Here is a 22,176-nt window from a genome sequence, read left to right as displayed (position 1 = left end):
GGCTCGCCTTCAGGGCTGCGCTGTCATCGATGACCGCGCCCACCGCGCCGCACGGCGTGAATACCGGCGCTGATCCGTGCTGTGGTCAGCACCGGGCGGTGCTGACCGCCGTCACCGGCGGGGCGGGGCTGGGCCAGCTCGGCGGGACGAGCAGTACCGGGCAACGGTTCTGCGGGCCCGGGTCGGCGTAGGCGGAGCAGAACGCCTCGACGGTCCAGCCTTTGCGGCCGGTCCCGGCCACCAGCAGGCGGCTGCGTCGGCAGGCTCGCTGCACGGTGTACCCGATGTCGGTGTCGGGGATCAGGACCTGCTGGACCGTGACGTGCGGCCACCGGTGCTGTGCCTGGACAACGGTCTCGGCCAGCAGGGTCTCGGCGGCGGTCCGGGGGTCGCTCGTTGCGGGCCGGGCCGGTGGCGACACGTGCACGACCGTCAACGGGCACTGGGCACGGGCGGCATGGTCGAACGCGAGATGCAGTGTCGCGGTCATCCGGCCGGATGCCGCGAGCGTCACCGGCCCCTGGGCGCGGAACTGGCCCTGGTGGACGAGGACCGGGCAGCTGCTGTGGCGTGCCAGGTAGGCGGCCGTCGAGCCCCACCCGAACCGGTGACCGCCGGTGTCCTGATGGCCCAGGACCAGCAGCGACGCGTCAGCCGACCGGGCGAGCAGTGCCGTCGCGGCGCTGTCGTCGGTCAGTTCGCCACAAACCCGGATTCCGGGAAACGCGTGCCGGGCTCGCGTGACAGCGAGTTCGAGCAGGTGGCGTCCGTGTTCCCGGTCCGGGACCGCTACCCGGTAGCGGGTTCCCCGCGCCCATCCTGACCAGGCATGTACCAGGATCAGGGGGACTGCGCGGTAGGCCGCCTCGGCGGCGGCGAGGTCCACACTGTGCACGGCGGTCGGCAGGTCGTTCACGCCGACCACGACCGGCAGCCTTTCCGTAACCGACACGACATTCCGCATATTCGCACGGTAGTCGGCGGCGTTATCGTGCCGGCACGGCCGGTGGGCACCCGGACACAGTCCCAAAGACCCCGGCAGCCATTCCAGGCCGCTCCCGGGATCGAGGCCGTGCGGCCCTATCGGGCCCGGCCCGAACACACCACCCTGAAGGCAGGGCACCCGCCCGGCCGAGAATCCGCAAGCCCCGCGACAGCCGGACAATGCGACCTGTGGCCGCCGCGCCACCAGACCCACCGTCGTCAAGACGGGAACCGGTTGACGCTGGGCATCGATCCCGGACAGGCGGGTGCCTTCTCACCGCACCTGCCCTGCTGAGCAGCTCCTCGCGCTGTCGCCCGCCGACCGGCCCGGGCGTTCCCGGGAAGTCTTGCGGGCAGGCGGAGGGCTGGTGATCGTTTCCGGTAGGCCGGCGGGCCCTGACCTCCGTGACTATCGACCCTGTCTGGCCGGGACCGGCCGACGCCACGCTGGAGTCAGACGGCACCCGACCGGAAGGCAGCGGTGACGACGATGACCCACGTCGAGACGGCCGAATCCACGACCAACGGTTTGTCCAGCGTGGAGGCGGCCGCACGGCTGGCCGTCCACGGCCCCAACACGGTGGCCGCTCCCCCACCGCGCAGTGTCCTGCGCCGCGTCGGTCGGCAACTGGCCGACCCGCTGGTCGCTCTGCTGCTGGCCGCCGGGCTGGTGACCGCGATCCTTGGTGACCTGCCGGACACGCTGATCATCGTGCTGGTCGTCGTCGTGAACACGGTGATCGGCGTGGTACAGGAGGTCCGTGCGGACGCAGCGGTCGCCGCCCTGGACCAGCTCGCTGCCCCGGCCGCCCGGGTCGTGCGCGACGGCAACGATCAGATCGTGCCCGCCGCCGGTCTGGTCCCTGGTGATCTGGTGCGCCTTGAGGCCGGCGACATCGTGCCCGCTGACGTGGAGCTCACCGACGTGCAGCAGGCCGCTTTCGACGAATCCTCGCTGACCGGCGAGTCCGTACCCGTCCGGTTGACGGTGGGTGACGCTGCGGGTGGTGGGACCGTGCTGACCAGCGGCCGCGCCGCAGGCACGGTCGTGCGGACCGGTGCGGACAGTGCTCTCGGGCGTATCGCCGACCTGGTCGCGGGGACCCGGCCGGGGCCGACGCCGTTGCAGCGGCGGCTGACCGCGCTCGGCCGGATGCTGGGCCTGACGGCCGTGGGGGTGTCGGCGGTGGTGTTCGGTTTCGGGTTGCTCGCCGGACGGCCGGTGATGCAGATGGCGATCACCGCGGTGAGCCTGGTCGTCGCCGCGGTGCCGGAGAGCCTGCCCGCCGTGGTCACCCTCGCTCTGGCCCTCGGCGCCCGCCGGATGGCCCGTACGAAGGCGATCCCCCGTCGGTTGCATGCCGTGGAGACCCTCGGTTCGGTCACCGTGATTGCCTCCGACAAGACCGGCACGCTCACCGAGAACCGTATGTCGGTGCAGCAGGCCGTCACCGCCGATGGCACCCGCTACTCGATCGGCGGCAGTGGGTACGCGCCGGAGGGAACCGTTACCGGTGCCGACGGAGAGCCCGTCGCCCCGCCGGCCGGGCTGCTGGCATTGGCGCGCGCCGGATCGCTCTGCAACGACGCCGGTTTGATCGCGCCGGACGGCGACCGGCCTCAGTGGGCAGCGGCCGGGGATCCGATGGAGGCTGCCCTGCTCGTCTTCGCCGCCCGCTGCGGCCTGGATATAGACGCGGAACGCACGGCGGCACCGCGCGTGGCCGAGCAGCCGTTCGAGCAGTTCAGTCGCCGGATGACCACCGTGCATCGGTTGCCGGACGGCAGGCATCTGCTGGTGTGCAAGGGCGCTCCGGAGAGCGTGCTCGACCCGGTCACCGATGCCGGACTGCTGTCCACGGCGGCGCAGTTGGCTGCCGAAGGGCTGCGGGTGCTGGCCGTGTCGACCGCGGTCACCGCCGGCATCCTGGATCTGGATGCGGTGCCACCGCTGCGCCCGGCCGGGCTGGTCGCGATCGGTGACCCGCTGCGGGCGAGTGCCCGAGACACCGCGGCCGCGTTCGAGCAGGCCGGGGTCCGGTTGCTGGTGATCACCGGGGATCACCCCGGCACCGCGGCCGCCATCGGCCGCCGGCTCGGCGTGCTCGGCCCGGGCGAGCAGGTCGTCTGCGGTGATCAGGGGCCGCTGACCGGCGCGGAGATCGGGCAGGTTCGGGTGTTCGCCCGCACCCAGCCGGAACAGAAGCTCGACATCATCGCCGCCTTGCAGCACCGCGGTGAGGTCGTCGCGATGACCGGTGACGGTGTCAACGACGCCCCCGCCCTGCGGCGCGCCGACATCGGGGTGGCCGTCGGCAGTGGCACCGAGGTCGCCCGGCAGGCCGCCGATCTGGTCCTGGTCGACGACAACCTCGCTACCGTCACTGCCGCCATCGGCGAGGGCCGCCGCATCTACGACAACATTCGCCGGTTCCTGCGTTATGCCCTGTCCGGTGGCGCCGCTGAACTGATCGTGATGCTCGCCGGTCCGCTGCTGGGCATGCCGCTGGCATTGCTGCCCGCACAGCTGTTGTGGATCAACCTGCTCACCCACGGTGTGCCTGGTGTGGCGCTGGGCGCCGAACCGGCCGAGGCGGACGTCCTTCGGCGGCCGCCGCGCTCACCGCACGAGTCCGTGCTCGGCACCGGCCTGCTGCGGTCAGTCCTGGTCGGGGCGGGTTTGCTCGCTGGGGTGACCCTCGCGGCCGGTGTGACCGCGAGTCGCCTCGGGTTGCCATGGCAGTCGGTGATGTTCCTGGTGCTCGGTCTTGCTCAGCTCGGTGTCGCCTTGGCGGTGCGGGCCACCGCCCAGCCCGCAGCTGCCCGGAACTGGTCGTTGCCGGTCGCAGTGGTGGTGTGCGCCTTCCTGCAGGTCGCGGGGGTTCTGGTCGCGCCGTTGCGTCACCTGCTCGGCACTGCTTCGTTGTCAGCCACCACGTTGCTGGCCTGCTTCGCCGCGGCTACGCTGCCCGGCCTGCTGCTATGGGCCGGGCGGCGGGCGCATCCTGCCGGACGGTGACTACCGGAGCGGCCGGGCCACGGTCCAGATAACCGGCAGGGCATTACCGCCGCTACCCGGACCGGGGTTGCCCGGCGGGCGTCCTGGACAGGCTGCCGCTTTGCAGGCCGGGACCGGCACCGTCGCAGTGATGTCGCTTGGCGGGCTACTGCTGCCGTTCGCGATCGTCGGGGAAGACCAGCTCGGCTTCGGTTCCCTGTCCGGGCACGCTACGGATGCGCATTGTCCCGCCGTGTGCCTCGGTGATACGGCGGGCGATGTTGAGGCCGAGGCCGAGGCCGGGCAGTTCGTTGCTGCGGGCGTGGGTTCCGCGGTAGAACAGCGAGCCGACCTGTTCCAACTCGCCGTCGTCGAGTCCGGGACCGTGGTCGCGGATGGTGATCGAGGGATACGGGGAGTCAGTGACGACGATGCTAACCGGCTGTTCGGTAGGGCTGAACCCGAGGGCGTTGCTCAGCAACTGTTCGATGGCGATCTCCATGAGGATGCGATCGGCGGTCAGCAACACCGGGTGATCGGGGGTCTGCACGTGCAGGCGGACCGCCGCGGTGGGGTGCAGCCGTGCCACGACGTTGCGGACGCAGTCCGAGGCGTCGAGCTGCCTGCGCTGGCCTTGCGGCGAGTAGCGGCCGTAGTTCATGGTGCGCAGCAGGTTGTCGACGGTGCGGCACAGACGCCCGGCGTTGCGGTTGATAACGTCAATGCGATGCTCGAATCCGGCGGCGACCGCGCCGGGGGTGTCGGTGAGCAGTTCGAGGCTGCCCTGGATCGCCAGCAGCGGTGTACGGATCTCGTGGGAGATGGCCGCGACCACGTCGTCGCTCCCGACCATGTGCTCGATGGCCTGCTGGCGGGTGAGCTGGTCACGCAGGCCGGTCTCCACATCGATGCGGCGCGCGAGTCTGCCCAGCACCTGCCTGACGGCGGCGAGATCGTCGGTGCGGGGGATGCTGTCGAAGACGCAGAGGGCACCGACGATCCGCTGACGGTAGTGCAGCGGTGCGGCGGCGAGAAACCGGACCTGGGCGGCTCCGGCGACCAGAGGGTGCGCGCGGACCCGCGGGTCCCGCGTCGCATCGCCGACGACCACGGCATCGTCGTTGACGGAGACCATGCCGTACAGAGACTTGGAGACCGGGACGGTCACATTGCCCGGCAGACCCCGCAAGGCCGTGAACTGGGACCATGCGCCTTCGGCGATGGTGATGCCGGCCATCGGGACCCGGCAGGCGTCGGCGACCAGCTCGAGCAGGTCGGTCGTGTCGGACAGCGCCAGGCGGTACTGTGCCGCGTCCTTCACCGAGTGTCCGACGGACTCGATCTCCCCCGTAAGACTGACCGCTGTCACGGTGCACCCGCCCTCCGCTTGAGGAGCTGCCCTGTGCGCGGCTCCTGCTGACGCAAAGATCGGCTGGCCATGCCGCGAGTGGCGGACTCCCCAGTTGCGGCCCGGGAGCGAACGCTGCTTGCGGCATCACATCGGTCGGACCGTTGCGAACGTGAGAGTTTCGCGGGCCTGCGCCTCGGCCCGGCGTGACAGGCAAGGCCGAGGTGGCCCTCAAGCGAGCCCGGCCGCCCTGACGGACGGCGGGATACCCTGGTCCGCGCTGCATCAGCCGAGCGGCGGCGCGGTGATCATGACTGAGGGCTGTCCGGGCCGGCGAGAACAGTCTTGATCATCGTTGTCAGCTGGTCAGCGGTGAAAGGCTTTGTCAATATGTTGGCGTCCGGGCGCAGCTGGGCGCGGCGAACGGCTATGTCGCGGGGCATGGCGGTCATGTAGAGCACACGCACATCAGGACGCAGTACGGCCACCGACCGGGCCAGCGCTCCGCCGGAAACACCGGGAAGCGCAATGTCGGTGAGCAACAGGTCGATCGGTTCCGAGTACGCCTCGCACGCCAGCAACGCCTCAGCAGGCTCGGGAGCGGACATCGCTGCCAGTCCGTACCGCTCAAGGATATGCACCACCATCTGCCGATTGTCCTGGTCGTCTTCCACCACCAGGACCATCGGCCTTCTCTTCGGTGCTAGCTGCGACATCAGTGGCCCCCACGCGGTCACAGGGTCGGGTGTCAGCACCTACTGCCGACGGTCCGCAGACTTGAAGCTTAAAGACGGAACGGTGCGGTTTGCGGCGAAACTGCCCACCGTCGTAGCCACGACCTACGCGATCACCGACGAGACGACTGCGCCCGGAGCCCGGACATGCCCGGTGCCGGCATGTCCGGATAGCAGAAAGCCTCGGCGTCCGGGTCAGAGCTGATGGTCGGGCTGCGGGACGAAGTCGTGCGGGACGACCAGGACCGGCCGGTGTGCCTGATGCAGGACGGCCTTGGCGACGCTGCCGAGCAGGATTTCACGTACCGAGGACTGCCCGCGGGAGCCCACGACCAGCAGGGCGGCCTGGTCGTTTCGGGCTTGGCCGGTCAAGGCCGCGACGACCGCGGCTTCCCGGTCGTGGTATCCGTGCGCTGGTGGAATCTCGACCAGTCCTGGCACGGGATTCGGGCTCGGTTCGTCGTGGTCGCTGACGTACACGGACAGGATCTTGTGGTCGGGAAATAGCCGGTCAGCCGTCTGCCGGGCCTTTTGGGCGCCCTCGGAAGCGTCCCAGCCGATCATCACGGGGCCTTTGTCGAGGGCGGTCCATTCAGTGTCCAGCAGCAGGTGCGGGACGATCAGGACGGGTCGTGGCGCGTAGTGGACGACGACGTCGGAGACGCTGCCGAGAACGGCTCGGGCTCCGTCGAGTCCGCGGGAGCCGACGACGATGACGTCGGCGGCGACCTGTTCGGCGATCTGGCCGAGATGCAGGCCTTCTGCTCCGTAGGAGCGGTGTACCAGCGGTTCGGCGTCCCAGCCGTGTTCACGGGCGAGGGCGACGCCCATGCCGGCGAGGCGGATGGCCTCGGCTTCGCCTTCCTGTTCGATGGCGGCGACGAACTCGTTCAGGCCGGTGTGGCGGTGCCGAAGCCGCCGGCGCAGCCCTTCGCTGGCGAACGGCGGAGTCCACAGGTATGCGACGCTGGCGCGGGCGCCCGGGAGGAGCCGGGCCGCCGCGTCAATGGCTGCGCCTGCGGCGACGCTGCCGTCGTAGCACAGCAGTACATGGGCGCGTGTGGTCTCGGCCATGGTGTTTCTCCTTCATAGCAGGGCCCGAGGGCGGGGCCGGTCGTCGACGGCTTTCTGGGGTGCGGCGGGACGGGTGCTGTGGCGGGACGGGCGCTCGGTCCAGGCGCAGTATCCGAAGAAGACCAGCATCGCCAGCCAGACGACCAGTTCGATGAGGATCTCCACCATGTCGGTCCCTTCCTCGGTCGTGGCGTCAATCTGCTGTTGATGCCGGTGCCGGGTCTCCGACCGTGCTGACGCGGATCCGCGAGCTGGGATCCGGCAGGACGATTGTTCAGCGGTGCCGGTTGCTTCGGTTCGCCGGCGTGCCGGGTGTGGTTCAGCTGACCAGGAACACCGGGCACCGCGCCTGCTGGGGCAGTGCGCGGGCCGCTGCCTCCAGCAGCGGGGCTGACAGGCCGTGTTGGGCGATCACCATCGCCGCGGCGGTTTCGGAGGCCTCCACCAGGGCGGTGACCGGGTCTGCGGCCAGGACACGGTGGTGGACGGGGACACCGCCGAGGATCTCGTGGCGTGCGGCGAGGCTGGTGCCGGCACCGACCAGGTGCAGCACGGTGACCTCGCAGCCCCGGGCCCGTGCTTCGTCGAGCGCGAACTGGACGGTCTTGCGGGAGGCGGGTGAACCGTCAACGGCCACCAGCAGCGGCCGGGTTCCGAACTCGGCCGGCCATCCGGGGACCCGGATGACCAGGACCGGGTGGGTGTGGTGGCGCAGGACCCGCCCGGCGACGCTGAGCCCGATCGCTGTGGCCACGGCGCTGTGGTGGTGACCGACGACCAGCAGGTCGGCGTCGCCGGCCTGCTCGATCAGGGTGTGTGCGGTGTCAGAGCCGACGGCGATCCGGCCGGTCACCTGGGCCTCCGGCGCGCTGGCGTGTACCCGGTCGATAAGCCGCCGCAGCAGCGCGGCCCCGGCCTCGTCGGCGGCGTCGCGCCGGACGGTGACCAGCCGCAGTCCCCAGCCGTGCAGGGAGGCTTCGATCGCGGCGTGGTCTGCGGCGACGTAACTGATCGGGGTGTCGTCCACACCGGCGACGACCAGGCCGGTGACCGGCTGGTCCGGGCCGGCCGGCACGATGCCGGCACGGATCGCGCAGGGGTCGGGGTAGCCGGCGGCGCCGAGGTACCGGTTGATCGCCTCACTGAAGCGGGTGGGGTGCAGGACACCGCTGGCGTACCGGCGGGCCTCGGATTCGCCCTGCAAGCCGGTGAGGTTGTTCATGGCGGCACCTCCGACACACGCTGTCGATGATTTCTCTCTCTATGGCACTCCTGGTTCGACCACGGCGGCAGGGTATTTGGTCCCGGCCCGCTGTGACTGCTGGGCCGGCCCGGGAACGTGCTTACGCGGCCTTCGGACCTGTTGTCGTCTTCCAGCGCCGGTGTCCGTTGTCGATCAGCTGACGTTTGTTGGCCCCTTGCGGGCGGCCGACGGGCGATCAGGCCGGCTGTCGGCGGCGGGGCCGGGACGTGCCGACCGGCCGCGGACGACGGCGACGGCCGGTTCTGGTCGCCGGGTCGTGCGGTCACCGGCGCGGCCACGAAACGATCATGGCGAGTCACGGCGCGGCCCGATGGTTCGCGGCTCGGCCTGTCCGACCGGGTCCTGCGGCTCTACAGGGCAGGGCGGGTGGGAGCTACCACGGAAGCAGAGAGTGCGAGCACAGCTGAGCGGAAGGCGGGAGTGATGTCCGGATACGTGTACGACTTCGCCGACGGCAACAAGGATCTCAAGGATCTGCTCGGTGGTAAGGGCGCCAACCTCGCCGAGATGACCCGGATGGGGCTGCCGGTGCCGCCCGGGTTCACCATCACCACCGACGCGTGCCGCGCCTACCTGGCCACCGGCTCGATGCCTGCCGACCTGTTCTCCGAGATCGAGGATCATCTGCGGCTGGTCGAGATCCGGATGAACAAGCGGTTCGGCGACGCCCGCGACCCGCTGCTGCTGTCGGTGCGCTCCGGAGCGAGGTTCTCCATGCCGGGCATGATGGAGACGATCCTGGACATCGGGTTGAACGACACCACTGTCCTCGCGCTGGCCGCGCGCAGCGGGGATCCGCGGTTCGCGTACGACTCCTACCGGCGGTTGATCCAGATGCTCGGCCGCACCGTCTTCGACATTCCCGCCGACGTGTTCGAGAACGAACTCGCCGCCGCCCGGGCCGCGGCCGGCGCCGGTACGGACGCGGACCTGTCGGCCGGCCAGTTGCAGGACCTCGTCGCCGCGTACCACAAGGTGTTTCACGCCCACACCGGCCGTAGCTTCCCGCAGGCGCCGCACGAGCAGCTGTTCCTGGCCGTCGCCGCGGTGTTCAGGTCGTGGAACGCCGACCGGGCCGTCGTCTACCGCCGTCAGGAACACATCCCGGCCGACCTGGGCACCGCCGTGAACGTGATGGCCATGGTCTTCGGCAACCTCGGTGACGACTCCGGTACCGGCGTCGCGTTCACCCGCGACCCGGCCACCGGACGCCGCGGCGTTTACGGCGACTACCTGCGCAACGCACAGGGCGAGGACGTGGTCGCCGGGATCCGCAACACCATGGCGTTGCACGAGCTCGCCGATATCGACCCGGCCTCCTACCGCAAACTGCTGTCGATCATGCAGCGGCTCGAGCAGCACTACCGGGACCTGTGCGACATCGAGTTCACCATCGAGAACGGCACCCTGTGGATGTTGCAGACCCGGGTCGGCAAGCGCACACCCGAGGCCGCGTTCGTCATCGCCGCCCAGCTCGTCGATGAGGGCACCATCACCCTCGACGAAGCCCTCGGCCGGGTCACCGGCGACCAGTTGGCCCGGCTGATGTTTCCCACGTTCGACACCGCCGCCGCACCGGCACCGCTGACCACCGGCGTCGCCGCGTCCCCGGGCGCGGCGGTCGGCGCCGTCGTCTTCGACGCCGCGACGGCGGCCGCCGCACCCGGGCCGGTGATCCTGGTCCGCCGGGAGACCAACCCCGACGACCTGCCCGGCATGATCGCCGCCCAGGGCATCCTGACCGCCCGCGGCGGCAAGACCTCCCATGCCGCGGTCGTGGCCCGCGGCATGGGCAAGACCTGCGTCTGCGGCGCCGAGGACCTGCTCATCGACACCGACGCGTTCACCGTCGACGGTCACACCGTCCGGGCCGGCGAGATCATCTCGATCGACGGCGGCACCGGCCGTGTCTACCCCGGCGCGATCCCGGTGCGGCCCTCCCCCGTCGTGCGGTACTTCGAAGGCGAGCTGACCGCCCACGACGACCCGCTGCTGTCCGCGGTCGAACGGCTCACCATCCACGCCGACCACGTGGCCCGGTTGAAGGTGCATGCCAACGCCGACACCGCCGCCGACGCGAGCCGGGCCCGCCGGTTCGGTGCCACCGGTATCGGCCTGTGCCGCACCGAGCACATGTTCCTCGGCGACCGGCGGGTCCTGGTCGAACAGCTGATTCTCGCCGGCACCGACCACGAACGGGCAGCCGCCCTGGACGCGCTGCTGCCGATGCAGCGTGCCGACTTCGAGGAGTTGTTCACGGCGATGGACGGCCTGCCGGTCACCGTCCGGCTGATCGACCCTCCGCTGCACGAGTTCCTGCCGCCCCTGGACGACCTCATCGTCCGGGTGACACGGGCCGAGACGGCGGGCCGTGATCCCGGCCGCGACGGCAGGCTGCTCGCGGCAGTGCGCCGTATCCACGAACAGAACCCGATGCTCGGCCTGCGTGGTGTCCGCCTCGGCCTGGTCATCCCCGGCCTGTTCGCGATGCAGGTCCGTGCGATCGCCGAGGCCGCGGCTACACGGGCCGCTGCCGGCGGCGACCCGCGCCCGGAGATCATGGTGCCGCTGGTCGGTGCCGTCGGTGAACTCGCCATCGTCCGCGCCGAAGCCGAGACGGTCCTGGCATCGGTGCCCGGGGCGCCGACGATCCGGATCGGCACGATGATCGAGGTGCCGCGGGCGGCGCTCACCGCCGCACAAATCGCCCGGTTCGCTGATTTCTTCTCCTTCGGCACCAACGACCTGACCCAGATGACCTGGGGATTCTCCCGCGACGACGTCGAAGGGGCCTTCTTCGGTCGCTACCTCGAACTCGGTGTGTTCCCGGTATCGCCGTTCGAGACGATCGACACCGACGGCGTCGCCGATTTGGTGCGCATCGCCGTCGACCGCGGCCGCAGCACGTCCCCGCACCTGCCTATCGGCGTGTGCGGCGAACACGGCGGTGACCCAGCCTCGATCCGGTTCTTCCACGACGCCGGCCTGACCTACGTGTCGTGTTCGCCGTTCCGGATCCCGGTGGCACGCCTGGAAGCCGGCCGCGCCGCGTGCCGCGACAGCGGGGAGGCAGACAGCCGGTAGATCACGGCGCCGGGTGGCTCCGGACGTTTGCCGGGCCGGAGCCACCCGACGCACGCCGCTTTCCTGCCGCGGATGCCCGGCCGCCGCCGGCCAGTCGACGAGGTGGCCGACGTGCACCCGCAGGGCTTCGGCCAGTTGCGACAGACCCGCTTGGTCGGACGGTCCGCCGCCGGCTGCGGCGGCCTGCAAGTCCATCTCCCCGACCAGGTCCGCGATGGCACCGGTCATCGCGGCGGTAGTCCCGGCCGCCCGAACAGCACCCGGGCTCACCCGCTCTTCCGTGCTCCCGCGTGGGCTGTGACCGCCGGGGTGCCGAATCGCCGACTACACAGTGGACAGAACCTGAGAACATATACGGGTATGGATGGTGAGAGTGAGGCGGTCCAGCGGTCGAAGTCGGGGATCCGCTCGTGGGTTCGCACGGCGGGATCGGGGCTGCGGCGGGCCGGGCCGTACGGGATCCTCGCGTTCCTGACGGCATCGGCGGTGGCGCCGGTGGCGGGCGCTGCCCTCGGTGTGCCGGCGGCGTTCGCCGTGGTGCTGGGTCAGCTCGGCGGCATGGGCAGCAACTATCTCGCCGATGTCCTGGCCGGGACCGCTACCCAGCTCACCGATGGCACCGAGGAGCCGAGCGAAGAGCAGTGGCGGGAGGCGATCGCCGCAGACCTTCTGGCTCGCCTGGAAGCCGGTGACACCGGGCTACGCGATGAGCTGACCGGGTTGCTGCATGCGATCGGGGCGGTCGAGGTGGCGTTGCTGGCCTCCGACGATCAGGTGCGGGAGCTGCTGGCGGAGGGGTTCGGGCAGCTGCGGGAGCTGGCGGCCGACACCCGGCGGGTTCTCGACGACATCCGGCGAGGACTCGCCGAACAGGCCCAGGCCCAGCGCCGGGACACCGGCCGGGTGCTGGGTGCTCTGGCTGCCACGACGGCCCTGGTGCGATCGCTGCGCCGCGCTGACGAGCCGACGGAGCCGGAGATGCCCGCACCCGACGACGGGGTGGTCCCCTATCCGGGGCTAAGTGGTTTCGGGGTCGAGGATGCCGCGTTCTTCTACGGCCGTGACGATCTCGTGCAGACCCTGCTCGCCCGCCTCGACGAGCATCTGCTCGGCGGGCCACCGGTGCTGCTGGTCGGGGCTTCCGGTGCCGGAAAGTCCTCGCTGTTGCACGCGGGCCTGTACCCGGCGGTGGCCAGCGGCGGGCTGGATGAGGTGGGCGAGCCCTGGCCGTGGGTGTTCCTCACCCCCGGCGAGACACCGCTGGCCACGCTGCACGCCGAACTGCACGTGCCCGGAGACGGTCCTGCACCACGGCGGGTGATCGTGGTCGACCAGTTCGAGGAGCTGTTCACCCAGTGCACCGATCCGGGCGAACGGGCCGCGTTCGTCACCGCACTCGCCGGCCTCGAACAGGACCTGCTGATCATCGCGGTCCGGGCCGACTTCTATGCGCAGTGCATCGAGCTCGCGCCGATGGCGGCGCTGCTGGGCCACGGCCAGGTCGTCGTCGGGCCGCCCAGCATCGAGCAGTTACGGCAGGTGATCACCGCACCGGCCCAGGTGACCGGGCTGGCTGTCGAGCCGGGCCTGACCGAGGTGCTGCTGCGCGACTACCGGCCGGGTGCGCTGCCGCTGCTGGCCCACGCGCTGCGGGCGACCTGGCACCGTCGCGAGGGCGACATCCTGACCATCGCCGGTTATCACCGCACCGGCGGGATCGGCCGGGCGGTGGCCGAAACCGCCGAGGGCGTCTGGTCCGGCCTGTCCGAGCCCGGCCGGGCCGCGGTGCGCTCAGCACTGTTAGGCCTGGTCACCGATGTCGACGGGCAGCCGGTCCGGCGCCGCGCGACACGCACCGACGTGGACATGGAGGTGCTCGGCCGGTTCGTCACCCAACGGTTGATCACTGTCGACGGCGACACTGTGCAAATCAGCCACGAGGCGCTGCTGGACAGCTGGCCGCGCTTGGCCGGCTGGTTGCGCGACGCCCGCGAGGAGATCCTGGTGCGGCAGCGTCTGGGCCAGGCCGCACGGGAGTGGGCCGACGGTGGTGAGGATCCCGACGCGCTGTGGCAGGGCGTGCGGCTGGCCGCCGCCCAGCAATGGACAGCCGGTAATGGTGGACTGCCACCGGCACAGCAGCGATTTCTGGATGCTTCAGCAGCAGCCGCCGACGCCCGGCTGGCGGTCCAACGCCGCACCACCCGCCGACTGCGTCGTCTGGCCGCCGGCCTGACCGCGGCGCTGCTGCTGGTGGCCGCCGGTGCGCTGGTCGCCTGGGACCAGCGTGGCCAGGCCCGCAGCAACTGGTATCTGGCGCAGTCGCGGCAACAGGCCGCCGAATCGCACACCGAGCATCACGTACAGCCGTTGAGCGCGGTCGACAAGGCGTTGGCGGCCTGGGCTTCAGCCCCGACCGTCGAGGCCCGCAGCGCGCTGCTGCACGCCCAGCACACCCTGCTGGCCGGCCGGCTCGGTACCCGTACCGGCGCCAACAGCATCGCGTTGAGCCCCGACGGCCGCACCGCCGCGGTCGGCTACTTCGACGGTGAGATCCAACTGTGGGACACCACCACGCAGCAACCACTCGGCAGCCCGCTGCACCATCCGACCGGGATGATGGGCTACCTGCGTTTCTCACCCGATGGCCGCTACCTCGCGTCGAGTTCCTTCGACCCTACCGGCGTCGCGGTATGGGACCTGCCGACAGGGAAGCTGCGGCACCGGCTGCCGGGCTGGGGCGCGATCGCCTGGCTGCCGGACTCCACCGCGATTCTGGCCGCCCTCGGCACAGGAACCTCAGCGATCGGTGAATGGGATCCCGGCACCGGCCGCCGCCTCGCCACGACCCCGGTCCCCCAGGCCGGGCCTGGCCTGGCCGTCAGCGCCCGAGGCGACCACATGGCGGTGGGCAGCGCGTCCGGCGGCGTCCTGGTACGCCGGCCCGACGGTACCGTCCTCACCACCCTGCCGGACGCATACCACGTCGGGTTCACGGCCGATGACACCCTGTTCACTACCGGAATGGACAACGGCAGCAAGGTCCAGATCCGGCGCTCCGACGACCGGTGGCGGCCGCAGACCGTGCCCGATCCCAGTGGCGAACTGAACCCGGCCCCCGCCAGCGGGTTCGCGATCACACCCGGCGGCACGGTGATCAAGGCCAGCGGCAACGTCGGTGAGATCCTGCGATTGCAGGCCGGCACACCACGGACATCCATCAACGGCCTACGCGGCGTGGCCGCCGGATTCGGCTTGTCCGGCGACGCCCAACTGCTCGGCGTGGTCAGCGAAGCTGACGCCCCCACCCTGTTCCGCATCGGGGGAACCGCCCTGCCACATCCCCAGGTCATCAGCCAGCTGGCCGTCGACCCCTCCGGTGGACTTGTGGCCACCGGTACCAGTGACGACAAGGTGCGGATCTGGGATCCGCAGACCGGGGTTCTCCGTTCGACGATCGCCCTCGGCGGTGACAACGAGCCGATCGGGCTCGGATACGGGCCAGACGGGTCGCTGGCCGTCACCGTGAACGACGGCAGCCGGATCCTGCTCTACGACACCCGCGAACAGTTGGAGCACACCTTCACCGTCGACCGTTCCCTCGTCGCGTTCAGCCCGGCGTTCTCCCCCGACGGTTCCCTGCTGGCCGTCACCGCCAGCCCTCGCGCCGTCTACGACAACGGCCCCGACGCCCCCAGCTACGAAGATCTGCAGCAGCGCACCGACCCCGACGTGATCGTCTTCGACACCCGCACCCACACTGTCCGGGCCGTCCTGCGGCTACCCGGCCACCTGCCGATGTCGGTGGCCTTCAGCCAGGACAGCACCCATCTGCTGGCGACGGCCAACCGCGTGGCCGAACCCGGCCGCAGCACCCAGGCCGGCTCCGTGTGGCGGTTCCGGGTCTCGGACCTGACGCTGATCGACTCCCGAGAGATCCCCGAGGGCCCCGTGGATGAACTGGCGATCAGCCCCGACTCCGCCACCGTGGCCGTGACCGCCGATACCGCCGTACGCCTGCTGCGCATCGATGGGCTCACCCCGCAAAGCGACCTCGCCCACCAGTCCGCCCCGGTCGAACGGATCACCTGGTCACCCGACGGCCAGACCCTGGCGACCGCCACCGACACCAACGACGGGCTTATCCAACTCTGGAACCCCAACACCACCCGGCTGATCGCACAGGTACGGGGGAACAGCAACCAATCGGGCCCGCTGCAGTTCTCGCCCGACAGCCGCCTGCTGTTCGCCGGCCTGCAAGACTTCACCGTCGGCATCTGGCGCCTCGACCCCGGCGAAGCGATCACCCGATTGTGCGGCGGCACAAGTCCGGCCCGCCGCGCCGCAGGACAGCCGCTGGCCCAGCCTTGCCGGTAGAGAATCAGGCCTGCAAACAGCAACGCCATCCGTGTCGGTAACGAGCCATGCCCGGCGCCCTTCGCCAGGACCGGGCGATGGCTGCAGAACCCGAACCCGTCCAGACCCGCCACGGCGCTACCGAATGGCGGCAGTCACACCACAGCGGATCGCCCTGCCGCAGCAGCATGGCTGCTGCGGCAGGGCGACGGAGGATGGTCGATCTCGTCCACGGCCTGGGGATCGTGGAGACGGCCACTGTCGTAAATCGGTCACCTCCTTCCAGTGTGATCACATGCTCACGTTGAAGTATCCGCATGATCAGGCGCTCATCCGCAGTGCCGTCCGGCTCCAGCGCACAGGGCGACCTACCCGGGCGAGGCTGACGATCGCGGGTTCGTGCAACGCTCCGGTGAGTGTCGGTCGTTGAACGCTGAGAGGCCGGGAACGATTACTGCACATGCTGCTGCACGTGCAGCGTGCCTTGCAGATGGCAGCGGCGGCGGCCATGATGGGCGTGTTCTCGCACACGGTGCGCGATCCCGGTCCGGCGCACTGCGACGTCGTCAGGATCAAGCAGAAAGCGGGGCGGCATGGACCCACGACCCAACCGTGGCCCTCGGCGCCCCGTCCGAATGTTCAGCGCGGCCGATTGCCGGGCCGGAACAACCCCGGCCGCTTTGCGAATCCGGGTCGAGCACGTTACGTGGTCGCGCCCTGTCCGCTGCGACGGCGAGCCGTGGTATCCCGTCGTCGGCACCGAGGTCGGCATCGACGGTGAGGAGCTCCGGCAGATCACGGTCCTCGTCCGCGGCCGGGTGCTCTCCCCTCCGACCGTCAATGCAGGCAGGTGGTGACGGCAAGCCAGCGCGGCCGGGCACGCCATTTCCCGCCAATGCCATTCCCTGATCGCCGCCGGCAGCGCACGATGCTCCCGAACCCTACGAACATAGGCGGATGATGATTAGTCGTTGGTTGGTGGGACACCGGTATGACAGTAGGAACCGCGAACCCCGGCGACAGCGACCCCAGGAAGCCCTTTCCGGTCTGCGCCGTGCTGGACACGACGACCGGCGTGGTGGAAATGACCGTCCGCGGACGTTGGGGACGACAGGGGTGGGTGGCCGCCTATCGGACGTTGACCCAATGCCTGGCCGGGCATCCGGACGGGCTGCTGGTGGACCTGCACGGCCTACAGGACCCGGCGGCCGGCAGTGCTCCGCTGTCGCTGACCGCCGCATCAGACGGCGAGCGTCTGCAGCCTGCGGTACCGGTGGTGGCCAGCCTGCCGCCGGCGAGCGTGCTGGCCGCCCGGCTGGACCGGCCGGGCACACCCCGCAGCGCGCCGGTTCTCTCTACGGTGGCGTTGGCGCGCGCGGCGCTGGCCCGGCGCCGGCCGGTGGCCGGGCGGGCGCGCCTGCGGCTGCCGCCGGTGTTGTCGGCGGCCCACCAGGCGAGGGAGCTGGTCACCGCCGCCTGCGAGCAGTGGGGCCTGGCGGTGTTGCTGCCACGGGCCCGTCTGGTGGTGTCGGAACTGGTGACCAATGCCGATCAAGACCCGCGGACGCCGGTACGGCGGCCGCCTGAGTATGCCGGGGCGGACGCTGCGGTGAGCGTACGCGGTCAGGGCCTGCACATCGTCGAGGCCGCCGCTCAGTCCTGGGGTACCTTGCCGACCGTGACCGGGAAGGCGGTGTGGGCCGTCCTTCGTGATCAGCAGATGTGAGGTGCCTCCGCGAGTGCGATGATCTTGGGATGGGTGTTCTGCTGTCGGCTCACGTCGTTGACGCCGGGCACGGACGACTACGGGCTGCCGACCTGGCTCACGGCCGCCTCGGCTTCGTCGGAGCGGTGCGGGCCTCGGCAGGCGCGCCTCTGGTCGAGGTGACGGTCGTCGTCGATGTTCTGGTCGTCTGTGCCGATGCGCTCGCTGAGCTGCGGCCTGGTGGTGGTGAAGGCGTCCATGTCCAGGAGGCTGGCCTGTTGCCACGGGAGGTCGAGGCCATGGTCCGGACCGCCGTCGTCGGCTATCTGCATTCCACGACGGCCCGCCCTCTGCTACTCGATCGACTGCGGGCGATCATCGACGATGTCACCGTACTGTTGGCCCGGCACGGTGACGACCGGAACGGCCACGCTCGGGCCTTCCGCGGCGAGGCGATGTACCGGGCCGTCCGGCTGCTGTCCAGCGATTCCGGGATCGCCGAGGCCGCCGGCCGGATGGCAGACGATTGGGAGGGCTCACCCGAGGAGTTAATCGAGGCCGCACAGGCCATCGTGTTCCGGCAGGGCTTCGATCAGGGCTACCAGGAGGTCGCCGCGTCGTACGCGGCCACGTGCCTGACCCGGCGGTGGGGCCGTGCCCCTGCGGACATCGTCGAGGCGTTACGGCAGCTTCCCATCGACGACATCACCATGGTGGTCGGCGACGCTACGGAACTCGCCGCTCTTGAGGTGCGGTTGCGTGACGGGTACCGGACCCGCGCGCCCTGACGTCACGGGTTTGGGGCCTTCCGCCAGGCTCGGCTCATCGCAGGTTCGTAACCTGTTGGGGGGGTCGCGGCCGGTCAGCAGGCATGCCTGCGTAAAGCCGGTGCCGGGTCGTTGCACCGTCATCAGGCCGTGACGCTGATCGGATGCGGCCATTGTCAGGAGGACACCGGATGCCGGATGCCGGATGCCGGATGCCGGATGCCGGATCGCGCCAAGGACGGCATCGGTCTGCAGCGCAGTCTGCTGCCGGCCCGGCCACCCGCCGTCGATGGCCTCGAGTTCGCCGCCATGTACAGAAGCACCTGCACACCCGGCCACGCGCCGACCCGAACGTCGACCGGCTCGTCACCGCAATCTGCGCCCGAATACGCCTCGGCGCCGACGATGTCACCCTCGACATCGTCTCCGCCGGCCACCCACCAGCGCTGCTGCGCCTCGCCGACGGCCCCGGACCGGCCACCGCCGGCTGCAGCTACGCCGAATCGACACCCTCGTGCTGCACACCGACGGCGTGACCGAGGCACGCAGCGCTGACGGCCTCTTCGGCCAGCAACGGCTGGCCGGCCTCGGCTCGCGGGACGCGCAGCACTCGCCGAACACATCCGCGACGAGGTCCTTGCCTACTCACGGGCCGGTCACCGACGACCTCGCGATCCTCACCGTCCGGCTCCGCTGTCCACCGGGCCGACAGCGAGCCCGGCAAGACAGCTCACGGCCTTTCCCTGGGGCACCCAACCACGACCGTGCCGCGACGCAGCCGCCGACCGCCCTTACGTGAGGCCTGAACGGGCGGTTCCCGGTGCGCCACCTCGTCGACGGTGGCACGATTCGGCGGTACGACGTCGCGGCGGGACCACACACTGCGCTGATCGCCCGCTACCTGACTCTTTGGCTGGTCTTGACATGGTTCGGGACCAAAGACCCTGTCACCTCCGGTGATCGGCGACGAGACTGAGGGTGACATCCCTGTCGGGAGTGTCACGATCTCATCGGTGGTGCGGTGAGGTTTGTCCGTCGAGGCCGGGAGGTAGCCATGACCGCCGTGCTCTGCGCCCGTACGCCTGCGATCACCGCCGCCGGGCAACGGCCCGGGCCGGCGGCCACCGCCCTGAGCCGGGCCGTCATGACCGGTGAGGTGTTGTCGTTCTCCGCAGTCGAGGCTCGTGGCGCCAGCGGTTCGGTCGTCGTGGCCGCGGTCGACGACGACGGCAATCCGGATGCGGTGATCTCCTTTGCCGCCGACTGCGCCCGGGAGCTCGCCGTTGCACTGCGGGTGACCTACGTCTGGAGCAGTGAGCAGGACCCGGGCCGCAACGGTGTGGGCCGGCGTATGCTCGACGCCGACCTGATGCTGTCCTCGCTGCTTTACGGCCGCGACGGCGGAGCCACCGTGGAACGGGCGCTGCTGCACGACGCCGACCCCGCTGCCGCGTTGGTGGCGCTGAGCCGGACAGCCGCACTGATGGTGGTCGCGGCGTCGAGTGGGCCCCGGACGGCCACCCGGCCACTGGGTGACACCGTGCGCGCCCTGGCGGGCCGGACCCACTGTCCCCTGCTGGTCGTCGCTGCCGGGCAGCCGACAGACCCGACGGCTGCCCGATGGTGAGTTCGCGGCCCGACCGCTGGGCCGGGTGCACGCCGGTGCGACCGTGCCGGCCGGGCGTCGGCCGGATGGTCGGCGGGCCCGCCCTGGATCGTCAGGAGCGACGCAGCAGCGCGGGGCACGCCCGGCCCCAGGCGTGTTCATCCTGGAGGCTGGCGGCGGCGAGACGCCGCAGCAGCACCGCCGGAGGAGAATCACTGCACTGCAGGCCGTATTGTTCGGGGAACGCGGAGATCTCTGATCGGCCTGTGTTCTGATCGGCATGTCCCCGACGGGACTTACCGAAAGCCGCCCACGATCCGTACAGGCAGGTTCGTTGCACAGCGGCGGGTTCCTCAGCGGCTGCCAGCCGGTGCCGACAGGACGAGACGGCTCTGGGCAGATCCGCCAGCTTCGCCCATGGCAGCGGCGTTGACGCGGTCGGCACCATGGCGACCCCGCCTCGATTTTTTGAGATACTTTCGGGTGATTCGGGACCTTGGTCACGTGCCGTTAAGGAAGGTTCAGTTCGCGGCCGTGGAGGGCGATGTTCCGGCCGCAACCGGCCATCATCTGCTCATCAGCGCCGAAGGAACAGGCCATGACCGCAGTCACCCACGACCTGCCGCAGCACGCCTCCTCGACCGGCCCCACCGGTTCGTTGCTCGACGCCGCGCACGACCTGGCCGACGACCTGCGCGTCATCACCAAAGTCGTCGCCCACCATTTCGGGGCGCGGACCGCCGCCATCAACCTCGTCGACGGCGACGGCAGGCTGGTCAACGTCGGTGCCTACCCGATGCCTGCCTGGCTCGGCTTCGCAGCCGGCCTCGCCGGGCGGCCTGCACCATGCCTGCGGGTGATCGGCGCCAACGCCGCCGCCATCGTCCAGGGCTGCGACGGCGACGATATCTATGCCGGTGCCCCCTTGCGGTGCGGCGGCCAGACCGTGGGCGTGCTCTGCATGGTGCACGAACAGCCGCTGCAAGACGCTGAGATCCTGCTGCCCGCCATGGTGTGGGTGGGTGACGAGATCGTCCGGCTGCTGTTGGCCGGCGAGCGGCCGGGCCAGGAGTTCTTCGATGTCATGGCCGACATCTCCCGCGCGGGCATCGCCTCCTGGCACTGACCGACGGCAGCCCCCGCCCGGCCACGGGCTGAGGAAGCCGCTCGGCTTCCCCGCCGCAGACACGGAGATCAGCGATGGCAAATCCTGCGCCGGCAGCAGAACCGGGCTGTCCCGGTTGCCTGCCGTGACACGAGCGGGCAACTCGGTTCCCCGGCGGTTGCACGTCGCCGCCGCGGCAAGGCTCCAAGCTGCCACATCAGGTCCGTCGCGAGTTCACGAGCGACTACCGTTGGCGCCATCGAACAAGCGGCTCTGCCACGGTCCGCGATCATGGGGGTCCGACGATGTGGAAGATCTCATCGGCGGCGCGGCCAGTCGTGAAACGTACTGATCGATAACGACGCCGACCTCAGCCAGAGGCTACCCCGATGCCCGAGCCGTGCGGCTGCGAGGTGCTCAACGGCCGCTGACAGGATCAGCGGCCGTCATCTGCCGGATTCATCCTGGACCATGGCGCGCTGGCGATCGACATGGATCTCCCCGGCGCCGGAACGGGAACCGGTCAGGTCAGCGAAGCCGTTCCGGTGATCGATACACGTCCTTTACAGCTATGGCCTGCCCCAGGATCGCCAGGTCTCGGGGTCGGCTCCGGCCGGGAACGCCGTTCATCGCAAGGCCGTCCACCGCGGAGCCGCTGGCTGGTTTCATTCACGCCGCGCTCTCGCGGAATCATCAGCACCGGCGCATCCGGGCCGCGCCGAGTCAGCATCGATTCCCACATCACCGGCCCGGATTCACATCACCGACGACGGCGTCGATGCGTCAACCGGGCCCCTGCCGAAGCATGCTGCTGGCTTGACTGCCTGGTACGGCACAACAAACCAATCTGTCGGATCGGGTGCCGGGCGGGCCGGTCCTGGCGGCTCGGCCTGCCCGGCAGCGGAGTCGCATCCGTTCCGGCGGCAGACTTCTGGTGTGCGATCCGTTGCGTCCGCTCCGGTTCGTGGTACTTCCGCGTCACCAAGGTATCGGCATCCGTTGCCCGGGACGCGTCCTTTGCCGAACTCGTCGTTCCGGTGCGTCGTGCCAGCCGGCACGACGCAACGGCAGCTCGAGCAAAAAAAAAAAGTCGACCCCAAGAACGTAGTAATCCACGAGCCAGGACACCTAGGACCCCCCCGCGAAGGCGG

General features: G+C 70.3%; 14 protein-coding genes. 8 read left to right on the top strand and 6 right to left on the bottom strand.

The annotated features are described in order from the left end of the window. Window positions 1–85 precede the first annotated feature (85 nt). A complete protein-coding gene (locus tag AB0E94_RS47080) occupies window positions 86–964 on the bottom strand; it encodes a universal stress protein (protein WP_360341343.1) in 879 nt (292 codons plus the stop codon). Window positions 965–1,474: 510 nt separating this feature from the next. Between AB0E94_RS47080 and AB0E94_RS47075 the strand changes: the two genes are divergently transcribed. After that, on the top strand, window positions 1,475–4,003 hold the full coding sequence (locus AB0E94_RS47075) for a cation-transporting P-type ATPase (protein WP_360341340.1): 2,529 nt from the start codon (window positions 1,475–1,477) through the stop codon (window positions 4,001–4,003). Between the two features lie 145 nt (window positions 4,004–4,148). Here the strand turns inward: AB0E94_RS47075 and AB0E94_RS47070 are convergent, their stop codons facing one another. The 5 genes from AB0E94_RS47070 to AB0E94_RS47050 form a co-directional block, all read right to left on the bottom strand. Continuing rightward, the gene (locus tag AB0E94_RS47070; protein WP_360341337.1) at window positions 4,149–5,303 is read right to left on the bottom strand and encodes a HAMP domain-containing sensor histidine kinase; all 1,155 of its coding nucleotides are present in this window, start codon (window positions 5,301–5,303) and stop codon (window positions 4,149–4,151) included. Between the two features lie 335 nt (window positions 5,304–5,638). Then, on the bottom strand, window positions 5,639–6,016 hold the full coding sequence (locus AB0E94_RS47065; protein WP_360341334.1) for a response regulator: 378 nt from the start codon (window positions 6,014–6,016) through the stop codon (window positions 5,639–5,641). Between the two features lie 243 nt (window positions 6,017–6,259). Next, window positions 6,260–7,138, bottom strand: a complete 879-nt coding sequence (locus AB0E94_RS47060) for a universal stress protein (protein ID WP_360341331.1) — start codon at window positions 7,136–7,138, stop codon at window positions 6,260–6,262. A 12-nt stretch (window positions 7,139–7,150) separates the two neighbouring features. Next, on the bottom strand, window positions 7,151–7,306 hold the full coding sequence (locus tag AB0E94_RS47055) for a hypothetical protein (protein ID WP_360341328.1): 156 nt from the start codon (window positions 7,304–7,306) through the stop codon (window positions 7,151–7,153). Window positions 7,307–7,457: 151 nt separating this feature from the next. After that, a complete protein-coding gene (locus AB0E94_RS47050) occupies window positions 7,458–8,360 on the bottom strand; it encodes a universal stress protein (protein ID WP_360341325.1) in 903 nt (300 codons plus the stop codon). A gap of 465 nt (window positions 8,361–8,825) precedes the next feature. Here AB0E94_RS47050 and ppdK point away from each other — a divergent pair, with 465 nt between their 5' ends. From ppdK to AB0E94_RS47015, 7 genes are all read left to right on the top strand, one after another. Beyond that, entirely contained in the window at window positions 8,826–11,486 is a 2,661-nt protein-coding gene (ppdK, locus tag AB0E94_RS47045; protein ID WP_360341322.1) for a pyruvate, phosphate dikinase, read from the top strand. 360 nt (window positions 11,487–11,846) lie between these two features. Continuing rightward, window positions 11,847–15,863 carry a hypothetical protein gene (locus tag AB0E94_RS47040; RefSeq protein WP_360341319.1) on the top strand — a complete coding sequence of 1,339 codons (4,017 nt, stop codon included), beginning with the start codon at window positions 11,847–11,849 and terminating at the stop codon, window positions 15,861–15,863. 1,033 nt (window positions 15,864–16,896) lie between these two features. After that, the gene (locus AB0E94_RS47035; protein ID WP_360341316.1) at window positions 16,897–17,568 is read left to right on the top strand and encodes an ATP-binding protein; all 672 of its coding nucleotides are present in this window, start codon (window positions 16,897–16,899) and stop codon (window positions 17,566–17,568) included. A 29-nt stretch (window positions 17,569–17,597) separates the two neighbouring features. Beyond that, window positions 17,598–18,335: a hypothetical protein gene (locus tag AB0E94_RS47030; RefSeq protein ID WP_360341313.1), complete on the top strand. Its 738-nt coding sequence runs from the start codon at window positions 17,598–17,600 to the stop codon at window positions 18,333–18,335. Between the two features lie 184 nt (window positions 18,336–18,519). Then, window positions 18,520–19,113: a SpoIIE family protein phosphatase gene (locus AB0E94_RS47025; RefSeq protein WP_360341310.1), complete on the top strand. Its 594-nt coding sequence runs from the start codon at window positions 18,520–18,522 to the stop codon at window positions 19,111–19,113. 255 nt (window positions 19,114–19,368) lie between these two features. Next, window positions 19,369–19,941 (top strand): universal stress protein, encoded by a 573-nt coding sequence (locus tag AB0E94_RS47020; protein WP_360341307.1) that lies wholly within the window; start codon window positions 19,369–19,371, stop codon window positions 19,939–19,941. A 577-nt stretch (window positions 19,942–20,518) separates the two neighbouring features. Then, on the top strand, window positions 20,519–21,046 hold the full coding sequence (locus tag AB0E94_RS47015) for a GAF domain-containing protein (RefSeq protein WP_360341304.1): 528 nt from the start codon (window positions 20,519–20,521) through the stop codon (window positions 21,044–21,046). The last annotated feature ends 1,130 nt before the right edge of the window (window positions 21,047–22,176 follow it).

Source organism: Actinoplanes sp. NPDC026670 (genome assembly GCF_040638175.1).
Taxonomy (GTDB): Bacteria; Actinomycetota; Actinomycetes; order Mycobacteriales; family Micromonosporaceae; genus Actinoplanes.
The sequence above is the reverse complement of the archived record's forward strand: the minus strand, read 5'-3'. Positions and strand labels throughout refer to the sequence as shown.